Source organism: Sphingomonas sp. 1F27F7B (assembly GCF_005503355.1).
Lineage (GTDB): Bacteria > Pseudomonadota > Alphaproteobacteria > Sphingomonadales > Sphingomonadaceae > Sphingomonas.
Genome location: NZ_SCMK01000004.1, coordinates 205,621 through 217,272, shown reverse-complemented (window position 1 = coordinate 217,272; position 11,652 = coordinate 205,621). Strand labels below are relative to the sequence as shown.

The following is an 11,652-nucleotide window of genomic DNA, read 5'->3' as shown; positions in this document are numbered from 1 at the left end:
GTAGCCGGTGTGTTGCTCGTGTCAATCGGCGCTGCGACCAAAGCGGCGCTGGAGGGCGGGCCGCACGATCAGCGCGTTGAAGTTGATCACCAGGTGCACGGCGATCGGCAAGGCAAGGCCCATCGCGGCGAAGTACAGGGCCGCCAGCACCGTGCCCACTGCGCCGGTGAGCAGGATGCCGAGCCAGCCCTGGTAGCGATGCAGCCAGGCGAAGATCAGCGTCGCGGCAAGGAAGGCGGCCCAGGCCGGCGCGCCGCACAGGGCGAGGAGCAGCGGGAGGTAGAGGCGGAAGCAGATTTCCTCGCTCACCCCGGCGTTGAGGATCACCGGCAGGAGGTGGAGCGCCTCCGCGCGATTGCGCGGCAGCATCGGCGAGATGTCGAGCACGCGGCGGGCCCCGGCCGGCCGGCGGCCGCGCAGGTAGAGGAGCGTCACGCCGAGCGCGATGCCGCCGAGCACGCTGGCGAACATCGTGCCGAGAAACACGCGGTCGCCGACGGGAAAGACCGGGGCATAGGCGAGCAGCGGGGCGAATTCGGCGGGGAAGGTCCACAGCGCCTCAATGCGCCCGAGCAGCGCCAGTCCGACCAGCGGCATGCCGAGATACATGGCGCAGGCATTGCGCGCCCAGCGCAGAAAGGTGCGCTGGCGCCGCGCCGTATCCTCGATCTCGCGGAACCGGCGAAACGCACGCAGATCGTTGCGCTGGAACCAGGCGAGCACCCCCAGCGACATGATCAGCAGCACCGGCGCCACGAGCGCGTGCATCTCCTGCTCCCTCCTCCGAACCCGCAGCGGGATAGCGGCAGCGCGGCGCGGCGCAAGCATGAGGGAGTGGTTCAAGAAATGCGTAAATTGACTGGAGAGCATGGCAAATATCGCATGCAACTATATCGGTTCTTTCGTCGATTGACGTGCCAATTGTGTTGGTGGAACCCAGTGCAATCGCAGGTTATTGCGAGGCTTGGGGGAAATAGTCATGCATCTGACGCACAAGGCCGGCGAGCTGTCCGCGCGCTCTCTCAAATTCTTGAAGACCGACATGCTGGTGGTGCGCTGGATCGCGCAGGCGGCAGTGAATGTCGAGCTGTTCACCATCCCGCTCTACATGACCTCGCTTTATTCGATCACGGGCATGCACCCCATCACCAGCCAGGGGAACAGCTTCTACAAGGGCCGGCAATGGCCGGGCGCGAAGACCAGTGCGACCTTCGAGCGCAAGCCGGGCAAGCAGGGCGAGAACAAATACGCGTTCAATATCGTCTTCTCGGTGTTCATCCAGGAGATGCTCCATCTCCAGATGGCGGCCAACCTTGCCACTGCGATCGGCGCGACGCCCAGCTTCACTGCGACCGCGCTGCAGGATGCCCGCCATGGCTGGACCTGCTACGGGCCCAATCTCTCGAAAATCCCGGGGATCGTCGATCTCAAGGACACCAAGACCTATTCGAAGGTGGCGGTGAATGTCGGGCCGCTCGACGAGGAGCGTATCAACCTGTTCCTCGCGATCGAGGCGCCGCAGGAGACGGCCGAGGCCGACATCATCCACAACAAGGACAGATATTTCCCCAAGGTGCCGTTCGAGTGGAGCACCGAGAAGGAGCTCGACGCGCACATCATGTTCGGCTCGATCGGCTATATGTACCAATGCTATCGCGACTATCTCCAGATCACCTATGCCGACGGCACCCGGCTCTGGGATCATGTGATGGACGCGTCGGGCCAGCAGAACGACCTGTTCAACAATTTCAGCTTCCCCGGCCATCCGATGCGCGAGTTCATGGGCTTCGAGACCACGATCGCGATGACCGATCCGAACATCGCGTTCGAGCAGGCGCTCAACATGATGAACGCGATCACCGACCAGGGCGAGGGCGCGACGCTCGGCGCGCGCTGGGACGACAAGGGCAGGCGCCTGCCGGACGGCGCCGCCAAGCTGGTCCAGGGCGAAGTGAAGTCCACTTACTGCCCCGACCGGACCGCGCTCGCTTCGGACTATCCGAGCTATTCGCCGGACGGCAAGCTGATCAAGTCGGCCGATGCCGAGGCGCGTGCCGGCAATGACGGCATCGATCACTATTCGCGCTTCCGCAGGATCAAGGACGCGATCCAGGCCGGCACGATCGAGACCTGGAACCAGTCGCCCAAAGTGGGCAAATGGACGGCGAAGGACCTGACCACCGACGGCTATGATCCGAACGACAATCCCCATGGTCTGGCTTCGCCCGAGGCGATCGCGAACGCGCTCAACAGCCTGAAGAACGGCGCCGAGGCAGCGGCCAATTTCCAGAAGATGAGCCAGGCGGTGTGCGGCGCGATCAAGGGCGTCACCACCGTGCTCGACAGCTACTGGAATCCGGCCGGCGCCACCGTGGCCTTCCCCTTCCCGTCGATGTCGGGCTCGGGCGATCGCATGTCGACTGCCTGGGCGGTGTTCGGCAAGACTCCGGACCTGTCGGCGGGCGTCGGCCAGCCCGACGCGAAGATCGTCAACCATGCCTGTCAGGGCCTGGACGTGGCGGAAGTGGGTGGGAAATGGGGTGCCAACGCCTGCGCCCAGACTTCGATCTACCACACGTGCCGCGGCTCCAACCTGTGCAAGGGCCAGGGCGGCTGCGGCTTCGTCCAGCTCACCAGCGGCGGCGGCAGCTGCGGCGGGGCGAGCAGCGGCTGCGGCGCCGCTTCTTCCAAGACCTCGAACGCGCCCAAGGCGAGCCCGGTCGCCGGCGGCAGCTGCGGCTCGGCCGGCGGCGTGGCCGGTGGCGGCTGCTCGGCGGTGACGCTGCGCAGCTATGGCGGGCTGTGCGGCACGCCCACGCCTTCTCCCACGCCCACGCCTTCTCCCACGCCGAGCGGCCCGATGTACACTGCGCCGAGCGACAATATCTGCGGCGGCTTCGGTGGCTGCGCAGTGCCGATCTCGGCGCTCCAGCTCTATCCCAAGGCGGGCACGATGGAAGTCTGGGCACTGGCCGGCAGCGCCAAGCCGGTGCTTTGCGGCACGCCCAAGCCGACGCCCTCACCGTCGGGCTGCGGGGCTCCGCAGGCCAAGGCGGACCAGAATCTGTGCGGCACCCCGTCACCTTCGCCGTCGCCTACCCCCTCGGGCTGCGGCGCGCCTTCCTCGAAGAAGATCGCCACGATCGACTTCAAGGAAGGCGACAAGGTGGAGGACATCGCCTTCCAGGCCTTTGCCAAGGTCGTCGCCTACAAGGTCAACGGCGATCCGGACAAGCCGGTGCCGGGCCTGGTCCAGCAGGCGCCGAACGACCTGCGCCTCGCCTATCCGCCCTCGACCTAGGGGGCGGCACCGCGATGACGCAGCCCCGGCTCGGCCTGCCCAATCCCGGCGACGGGCTGGGGCTGCGCGAGGAGCATTTCCCGCACCTGATGTCGACGCCCCCGGAATCCTGGGGCGTCGACTGGTTCGAGGCGATCACCGAGAATCTGCTCGACAATGCCGGCTATGGCATGCGGGTGTTCGAGCATGTCGCCGCGCACCGGCCGGTGGTGTTGCACGGCGTGTCGCTGTCGATCGGCAGCACCGCGCCGCTCGACATGGCCTATCTCGGCAAGCTGCGCGCGCTGGCCGAGCGCTTCCGGCCGCTCTGGATCTCGGATCATCTGTGCTGGACCGGGGTGCAGGGCGTGAACAGCCACGACCTGCTGCCGATGCCGCTGACCGAGGCGGCGCTGGCGCATGTCGTCGATCGGGTGGGCCGGGTGCAGGATTTCCTGGGCCGGCCGCTGATCGTCGAGAATCCCAGCACTTATCTCGAATTCCGCGCCAGCCAGATGCCCGAGGCGGAGTTCCTCGCCCGGCTGTGCGAAGCGACCGGCTGCGGGCTGCTGCTCGACGTAAACAACGTCCATGTCTCGAGCTTCAACCATGCGCAGGATCCGCTCGCCTATCTCGAGGCGATTCCGGCGGCGCATGTCGTGCAGGTCCATCTTGCCGGGCCGAGCGACCATGGCACCCACCTGATCGACACGCACGACGCGCCGGTGCCCGACGCGGTATGGCCGCTCTATGCCCGGGTGTGGCAGCGCTGCGGGCCGGTTGCGACGATGGTCGAATGGGATGCCGATATCCCCGAATTCGAAATAGTCGCCGCCGAGCTGGCCAAGGCGCGGCGGGTGCGCGAGGGGCTGCCGCTTGCCGCCTGAACTCGCCGCGCTCCAGGATTGGATGCAGGACGCGATCCTCGCCGCCTCGGGTCGGGGGGCGCGCGAACACGTCCATGGTGACAATCGGCTCACCGCCGAAGACCGGATCCAGATTTATGCCCGTGGCTATCGCCAGCGGCTGATCGAGTGCCTGGAGCGCGAATATCCGTTGCTCGCGGCGCTGGCCGGGCCGACCGCCTTCGGCCTGTTCGCCCAGGGCTATATCGCCGCGCGCCCGTCGCGCAGCTACACGCTCTATGATTTCGGCGCCGGTTTCCCCGCGTGGCTCGATGCGTCGCGGCCCCCCGGCGGGGCGCAGGACGTCGGTGCGATCCCCGCCGCACTGGCGCGGATCGAGCGGGCCAAGGCCGAGGTCCACCGCGCCCATGGGATCGAGCGCGATGCGCCCGCCTGGCCGGAAATCGACCCGGCAATCGCCGAGCTGCTCGCGCTGGCCGGGGCGCGGTGCTGGTACCGGCCGGACAGCGCCCGGCTGCTCGCGCTGCCTTTCGATTTCAGCGAGATGCTCGCCAGCGGAGAGCCGGTGCCGCCGCGCCGCGGGCCGATGCTGCTCGCAGTGGTGCGGGCGAACTACCGCGTCGCCTGTCTGCCGCTCGAGCCTTGGCAATATGACTGGCTGGCGGTGCTGCCCGAGGAACGCGCCCGGGCGATCCCGCTGCCGGACGATGCACGCATCTCCCTGTGGCTGCCCTTTGCCGCCGCGCACGGGCTGGCAGCGGCGGGCTAGGGCGTCGCGAGCGCCGGTGCCTAGAGCCGGTGCTCGCCCTTCACCCAGCGGACCGTGCCCGAATGGGCGCGCATCACCACGCTCTCGGTGGTCATCTTGGTGGCGAAGCGCTTCACACCCTCGAGCAGCGAGCCGTCGGTCACGCCCGTCGCGGCGAAGATGCAGTCGCCCTTGGCCAGCTCGGTGAGGTCGTAGATCTTGTCGAGATCCTCGATCCCCCATTTCCGGGCGCGCTGACGCTCGTCGTCGTTGCGGAAGACGAGCCGGCCCTTGAACTGGCCGCCGACGCAGCGCAGCGCCGCGCAGGCGAGCACACCTTCGGGCGCGCCGCCCTGGCCCATATAGACGTCGATCGTCGTCTCGGGATCGGTGGTGGCGATCACGCCGGCCACGTCGCCGTCGCCGATCAGCACCACGCCGCAGCCGACTTCGCGCAGCTCGGCGATCAGCTTCTCGTGGCGCGGGCGATCGAGCACGCAGGCAATGATCTCGTGCGGTTGCACCCCCTTGGCGGAGGCGATCGCGCGCACATTCTCGGTCGGAGACTTGTTCAGGTCGATCACGCCCTCGGGATAGCCGGGGCCGACCGCGATCTTGTCCATATAGACGTCGGGTGCGTTGAGCAGGCCGCCCTTCTCGGCCACCGCCAGCACCGCCAGCGCGTTGGGCCCGGCCTTGGCGCAGATGGTGGTGCCCTCGAGCGGATCGAGCGCGATGTCGATCGCCGGACCCTTGCCCTGCGCCGCTCCTACCTTCTCGCCGATATAGAGCATCGGCGCCTCGTCGCGCTCGCCCTCGCCGATCACCACGGTGCCGTCGAGATAGAGCTTGTTGAGCGCGTCGCGCATCGCCTCGACCGCGGCGGCATCGGCTGCCTTCTCGTCGCCGCGGCCGACAAGGGTGGAGGCCGCGATCGCCGCGGCTTCGGTCACGCGTACCATTTCGAGGACGAGGACACGGTCGAGCGCGTGGCTGGCGGTCTGCGGCATGGGAATGGGATACCCCGGTGATTGGACTTGGAGGCGCGATTAGGCAGGGTAGTGACGCTTGTCGATGCCGCTAACGTTGTCAGCATGTGGTCGTCCCCAATTCTGTCATAACTTGGCGCTAGCGAAACGAAGTCCGGGGGCGGAGGATGTGCAAATGCTGATGATCGCCCTGCTTCTGCTTGCCCAGAACGAAGGCCAGTCGCCCGCCCAGGTGATGGAGACGCATCGCGAACGCTGGTCGGCCAATCCGGCGTGCCGGCGCGCGCGCGACGAGAACGAGATCGTCGTGTGTTCGCGGCGCGAGGCGGACAAATACCGGGTGCCACTGACGACGACCTATAACGGGCCCGACACCGATCAGGGGCGGCTCAACCGGTTGTTCGACGGCGCGGACGGACACGCGCCGTGCGGCGAGGGCGCGTTCCTGGTGCGGTGCGGCTTTGCGGGAGTGACGATGAGCGTCAGCGCGCGCGGCGTGCGGACGGTCCGCCGCGAACTGGCGCCTTGAAGAAGACCGGCGGCGGGAAAACCGGCGGCGCGGGAAACCGGCGGCGTGCCGCGCGTTGAGTGCGGTGCCCCTTTTCGGAGACCCGGATGCTGTTGCTCGCCTTCGCCCTCGCCAATGCCCTGCCTGCCGCGGAGCCGCCGCAGCATCGCCGCAAGGCCAGGGCGCGGGTGACGCACGTCACCAGGATACCGGACCGTGCCGCCCCGCGGCCGCGCAACCTGTCCATCACGGTGCCGGCCGATCCCGACAGGCGCTACCGGCTGCCGCTTCCCAGCAGCGAAGTGACGGACGCCAAGCGCGATGCCGTGCGCAGCACGGGCATGGCCTGCGGCACCACCGGCGCGCCGGTCTGCCCGCACAAGGGAACACAGCTGCTGAAGAGCAGCATCGACTGAGTGCGGACCCTAGCCGGCCAGGATGTGCATCCACATCGGCTCGCCGGTGAGGCTGGCGGAGCCGCGCAGCTTGTCGAGCGCCTGGGACACCGCGCGCTCCGGCCCTTCATGGGTGACGATGGCGACAAGCACGCTGCCGTCGGGATTGGCGCCGCGCTGCATCAGGCTCTCGATCGAGACGCCGGCGTCGCGCATCGCCGCGGCGATCTCCGCGAGGACGCCCACCTTGTCCGCCACGGTGAAGCGAACATAGGCGCGGCTGGTGCGCTCGCCGGCATCGGCGGCATCCTGCGCGGCGAGCGCCGCGGCGGGCATCGCATAGGGGTGGCCGAATTCGCCGCGGGCAATGTCGATCAGATCGGCCACTACGGCGCTCGCCGTCGGGCCGTCGCCGGCGCCGGCGCCCTGGAACAGCAGCCGGCCGACGAAATTCCCCTCCGCGACCACGGCGTTGGTGGAGCCCGTGACATGGGCGAGCGGGTGGCCGAGCGGCACGAGATGCGGATGCACGCGCTGGAACAGCCCGCCCGGGCCGGCATCGGCGATGCCGAGCAGGCGGACGCGATAGCCGAGCGAGGCGGCCTCGGCGATGTCGGCGGCAAGGATGTGGCGCACGCCGGTGATCGCGACCCGGTCGAACGCCGGCTGGGTGCCGAAGGCGAGGCTGGCGAGGATCGAGAGCTTGTGCGCGGCGTCGACGCCGTCGATGTCGAAGCTGGGATCGGCCTCGGCATAGCCCAGGCGCTGCGCCTCGGCGAGGATCTCGGCAAAGTCGCGGCCCTCGGCTTCCATCTTGGACAGGATGAAATTGCAGGTGCCGTTGAGGATGCCGTAGACGCGGGCGATCTCATTGGCCGCGGCGCCTTCGCGCAGGCCCTTGATCACCGGCACGCCGCCCGCCACCGCGGCTTCGAACTTGAGCGCCAAGCCGGCATCCTCGGCGGCGCCGGCGAGCTCGAGCCCATGATGCGCGATCATCGCCTTGTTCGCGGTGACCAGGCTCTTGCCGCCGTTCAGCGCGGCGCGGGCGAGGGCGAGGGCGGGGCCGTCCGAGCCGCCGACCAGCTCGACCACCACGTCCGCCCCGGGATGGCGCGCCAGCTCGGCAGTGTCGTCGACCCAGTCGAAGCAGGCGATGTCGATGCCGCGATCCTTGGTCCGGTCGCGCGCCGAGACCGCGACCACTTCGATCGGCCGGCCGGCGCGGCGGGCGATCAGCGCCGCATTCGCGTCGATCAGGCGGATCACGCCCGCGCCGACGGTGCCCAGGCCTGCAAGTGCGATACGAAGCGGTTCGGTCATTCGGCTCAATCCTCCGTCCTGCTGAACTCGTTTCAGCATCCAACCCGCGGCCGGAGCCGCAGGTTCGGCCCTAGCGGCACCTTGGACCCCGAAACAAGTTCGAGGTGACGGAGGATTTCTTTGCGCCGCCTTACTTCTTGATCAGCCCGATCTCGACGAGCCGCTCGTGCAGATAGTCGTGCGCGGTGATCGGCGTGGGATAACGGTCCGGGCTGTCCGCGGTGATCGTCGACGGCAGCGTCTCGATCAGGAAGTCCGGCGCCGGATGCAGGAAGAAGGGCATCGAATAGCGCGGAGTGCCGCGGCGCTCGACCGGCGGATTGACCACGCGGTGAGTCGTGGACGGCAGATAATGGTTGGTCAGGCGCTGCAGCATGTCGCCCACATTCACCACCATCGCGCCTTCGGGCGGCTTGACCGGCAGCCAGCGGCCGTCCCTGTCGAGCAGCTCGAGCCCGGCTTCCTCGGCGCCGAGCAGCAGCGTGATCAGGTTGATGTCCTCGTGCGCGCCGGCGCGGACTTCGGGCGCATCGGCGGCGACGGGCGGATAGTGGAGCAGGCGCAGCACCGAGTTGCCGTCCCTAACCGCGCGATCGAACCAGTCGGGCTGAAGGTCGAGATAGCGCGCGATCGCCGAAAGCAGCCGGTCGCCGGCATCGTCGAACGCCTGGAACAGCTCGAGGAAGGTCTCCTTGAAGCCCTCGGGACGATCCGGCCAGATGTTCGCGGCCATGTCCTGCTCGAAGCGATGGCCCCTGGCCAGCTCGCGGCCGACGTGCCAGAATTCCTTCAGGTCGACATATTGCGCACCCTTGGCAATCTCTGTCTTGAACGGCGTGTAGCCGCGCGCGCCGCCGCCGCCTTCGACGAAATAGGCGCGCTTCTCTGCCTCGGGCAGGTCGAAGAACGCCTTGGTCATCGCCCAGGCGCGATCGATCAGGTGCTGCGGCACGCCATGGTCGGCGACCATCGCGAAGCCGAAGCGCCGGAAGGACTGGCCGAACTTCTGCGCGAACCCGTCCGGGTCGTTCGCCTGTTCGGCCATCGAGACGAGGGGGACCTCGTCGAGAACAATAGCCATCTAATGAGTCTCCTTGGGGTCCAGTTAGACCCGCCGGTGCCGACGCGACAAGGGGCGCGCGGGATGCGGGCCGGCGGACGCCGCCGGCGGCATGCCTCGACTCGGATCGGACGGCGTGCGCGGCTAGTCCTTGCCGGTCATCTCCATGCGCCCCTTCACCTTGTCGCTGCCGTCCGCGCTCAGGTCGAGCGTGAAGGTGCCGCCGTCCGACGTGGTGCCCGCGAAGCCGTCGCCGCTGGCCGCGAACTTGAAGCCTTTCCTGGTGAAGCCGTCGCGGAACCAGCTCTGGACGGCGGCGAGCGAGGCCGGGCTGGTGAAGTCGATCCGCACCTTGCCTTGGTCCTTGCCCCCGTCCTTACCGTTGCCGGGCTTGTCGCTGCCGGTGATGTGGAAGCCGGCGATCTCGGACTTCGGGTAGAGCTTCACGCCGTCGAGGTCGACGTCGTCGGCCTTCATCTTGATCTGCGGCACCTTGAAATTGCCCTCGAAGCCGTCGCCCTTGATCGAGATGGCGCCGTTTTCCATCCGGAAGCTGCCATTGTCGCCATCGTCCGACTTCACGTCGATCGTCACCGGCGTGCCCGAGCCGCCATTGCAGGCGGCGAGCGCGAGGGGAAGCAGCAGAAGGGGCAGGCGGCGCATCGAGGCTCTCCCGTGGTGTATCATTGATGCAACACACTAACGGAAGCGTGCGGTTGGCGCAAGATTGGGTGGGCGCAGGGATGGCGTTGGCTTTGGGGGGTGACGCGCGCGGCACGATGCGCCATTTGCGCCAGCATGGAAGAGCCGCACCTCACAACGCAAGCGCAGGGCAAGGCGCCGCTCGCGTTCGGCGAGTTCGTCAGCCTGGTCGCCGCGATGATGGCGCTCACCGCGCTCGGCATCGATTCGATGCTGCCCGCGCTGCCGGCGATCGGCGCGAGCCTGGGCGTCGACTCGCCCAATCACCGCCAATATGTCGTCACGGCCTTTCTGATCGGTTTCGCCTTCGCCCAGCTCGCCTATGGCCCGCTGTCCGACCGGTTCGGTCGCCGGCCGGTGCTGGCGATCGCGCTGACCTCCTATGTGGTGACCAGCGCCGTGGCGGCGCTCTCGGGCAGCTTCACGCTGCTGCTGATCGCCCGCGCGGCGATGGGCGCATCGGCGGCGGGGGCGCGCGTCGTCTCGGTGGCATTGGTACGCGACTGTTTCGCCGGCCGGGCGATGGCGCGGGTGATGAGCCTGGCCTTCATCGTCTTCATGGCCGCGCCGATCGTCGCGCCGAGCCTGGGGCAGCTGATTCTCTATGCCGGTTCATGGCGGCTGATCTTCTGGGGCGTTGCTGCGCTGGCGTGCCTGGTGGTGCTCTGGTTCTGGCTGCGCATGCCCGAGACGCTGGCGCAGGAGGCACGGCTGTCGCTCAGCCCGGCGCGCGTGCTTGCCGATTACGGCCTGATGCTGCGCGATCGCCAGGCGGTGGGCTATACGATCGGCATCATGCTGCTGTCGGGCGGCATGTTCGGCTTCATCGGATCGGTGCAGCAGGTGATGGAGGACGTGTTCCATGCGCCCGAGCTGCTGGCGGTGGTGTTCCCCTGCGTCGCCTCGACCATGGCGCTGGGCTCGTTCCTCAACTCGCGGCTGGTGATGCGGATGGGCATGCGCCGCATCTCGCACACGGCGCTCGCCGGAATGATCGTCTTCGCCGCGATTCACCTCGCGGTGGCCTGGGCCGGGTTCGAATCGCTCTGGAGCTTCACGCTCCTCCAGGCGCTGATGATGGGCTGTGTGGGCCTTTCCACTTCCAACTTCTCGGCGATGGCGATGGAGCGGATGGGCGAGATCGCCGGCACCGCGTCAAGCCTGCAGGGCTTCGTCACTACGCTCGGCTCGGCGCTGATCGGCGCCGCGATCGGCCAGTCGTTCGACGGCACCACCGTGCCGCTTTATGCCGGATTCCTGCTTATGGGCCTCACCACTTTCGTGGTAATCGCAGTGACCGAGCGCGGACGCATGTTCCGCCCCAGCTAGGGAACGCTCGGGCATCATCGCCGTTCGCACTTGGGAAGGCCCGCCGCCGTGGCGGGCGCGCAACGCGAGGACAGGCAATGGGTGGCTATCAGGTTCCGGGGCGCGGCCCGGGCGACGACGGGTTCGACGAGGAAGGCTATGACGAAAGCCAGCGCGCCGAGATCCTTGAGGCGACCACCGACGGCCCGAGCGACGGCAACGTCCTGACCGACATCGCGCCCGATCTCGGCGACGACGATGGCGACGAAGACGATCTGCGCATGGCCGACGACGAGACGGGCGAGGAGGATGACGACGCCGGCCAGAAGGCGCGGGCCATCTCGGAGGACGAGGCTCAGGACGATTTCGACGCGGACGATCTCGACGATGACGAGGATGGCGACCTGAGCGATGCCGATGAGGACGCGCTCGAGCCCTGAGCCTGGCTATTGACGGGCGCGCGGGGGCGGCGG

At 68.0% G+C, this 11,652-nt stretch carries 12 protein-coding genes; 7 read left to right on the top strand and 5 right to left on the bottom strand.

Going from position 1 to position 11,652, the window contains the following annotated elements; all coding sequences use genetic code 11:
• Positions 1-21: 21 nt before the first annotated feature.
• Positions 22-768 (bottom strand): CPBP family glutamic-type intramembrane protease, encoded by a 747-nt coding sequence (locus tag FFS08_RS05660; RefSeq protein ID WP_171012486.1) that lies wholly within the window; start codon positions 766-768, stop codon positions 22-24.
• Positions 769-979: 211 nt separating this feature from the next.
• On the opposite strand from FFS08_RS05660, the gene FFS08_RS05655 reads away from it, so the two are divergent.
• Genes FFS08_RS05655 through FFS08_RS05645 form a run of 3 tightly spaced genes read left to right on the top strand, consistent with a single transcriptional unit; the run spans position 980 to position 4,915 of the window.
• Positions 980-3,301 (top strand): ferritin-like domain-containing protein, encoded by a 2,322-nt coding sequence (locus tag FFS08_RS05655; protein ID WP_137863728.1) that lies wholly within the window; start codon positions 980-982, stop codon positions 3,299-3,301.
• Between the two features lie 14 nt (positions 3,302-3,315).
• A complete protein-coding gene (gene bufB, locus FFS08_RS05650; RefSeq protein WP_137863727.1) occupies positions 3,316-4,167 on the top strand; it encodes an MNIO family bufferin maturase in 852 nt (283 codons plus the stop codon).
• Positions 4,157-4,915 carry an HvfC/BufC N-terminal domain-containing protein gene (locus tag FFS08_RS05645; protein ID WP_137863726.1) on the top strand — a complete coding sequence of 253 codons (759 nt, stop codon included), beginning with the start codon at positions 4,157-4,159 and terminating at the stop codon, positions 4,913-4,915. The genes bufB and FFS08_RS05645 overlap by 11 nt, the downstream gene beginning before the upstream one ends.
• Positions 4,916-4,935: 20 nt before the next feature.
• Here the strand turns inward: FFS08_RS05645 and glpX are convergent, their stop codons facing one another.
• Positions 4,936-5,904: a class II fructose-bisphosphatase gene (gene glpX / locus FFS08_RS05640; RefSeq protein ID WP_137863725.1), complete on the bottom strand. Its 969-nt coding sequence runs from the start codon at positions 5,902-5,904 to the stop codon at positions 4,936-4,938.
• Between the two features lie 154 nt (positions 5,905-6,058).
• On the opposite strand from glpX, the gene FFS08_RS05635 reads away from it, so the two are divergent.
• Positions 6,059-6,412, top strand: coding sequence for a hypothetical protein (locus tag FFS08_RS05635; RefSeq protein ID WP_137863724.1), 354 nt, complete (start codon positions 6,059-6,061; stop codon positions 6,410-6,412).
• 86 nt (positions 6,413-6,498) lie between these two features.
• A complete protein-coding gene (locus tag FFS08_RS05630) occupies positions 6,499-6,807 on the top strand; it encodes a hypothetical protein (protein ID WP_137863723.1) in 309 nt (102 codons plus the stop codon).
• Positions 6,808-6,816: 9 nt separating this feature from the next.
• Here FFS08_RS05630 and FFS08_RS05625 read toward each other — a convergent pair whose 3' ends face one another.
• From FFS08_RS05625 to FFS08_RS05615, 3 genes are all read right to left on the bottom strand, one after another.
• Positions 6,817-8,109: a homoserine dehydrogenase gene (locus FFS08_RS05625; RefSeq protein ID WP_137863722.1), complete on the bottom strand. Its 1,293-nt coding sequence runs from the start codon at positions 8,107-8,109 to the stop codon at positions 6,817-6,819.
• Positions 8,110-8,239: 130 nt separating this feature from the next.
• Positions 8,240-9,190 carry an isopenicillin N synthase family dioxygenase gene (locus FFS08_RS05620; RefSeq protein WP_137863721.1) on the bottom strand — a complete coding sequence of 317 codons (951 nt, stop codon included), beginning with the start codon at positions 9,188-9,190 and terminating at the stop codon, positions 8,240-8,242.
• Positions 9,191-9,313: 123 nt separating this feature from the next.
• Positions 9,314-9,832, bottom strand: coding sequence for a hypothetical protein (locus FFS08_RS05615; protein WP_137863720.1), 519 nt, complete (start codon positions 9,830-9,832; stop codon positions 9,314-9,316).
• Positions 9,833-9,967: 135 nt separating this feature from the next.
• Between FFS08_RS05615 and FFS08_RS05610 the strand changes: the two genes are divergently transcribed.
• Positions 9,968-11,200 carry a multidrug effflux MFS transporter gene (locus FFS08_RS05610; protein WP_137863719.1) on the top strand — a complete coding sequence of 411 codons (1,233 nt, stop codon included), beginning with the start codon at positions 9,968-9,970 and terminating at the stop codon, positions 11,198-11,200.
• Positions 11,201-11,277: 77 nt separating this feature from the next.
• Positions 11,278-11,619 (top strand): DNA primase, encoded by a 342-nt coding sequence (locus FFS08_RS05605; RefSeq protein ID WP_137863718.1) that lies wholly within the window; start codon positions 11,278-11,280, stop codon positions 11,617-11,619.
• Positions 11,620-11,652: the final 33 nt, after the last annotated feature.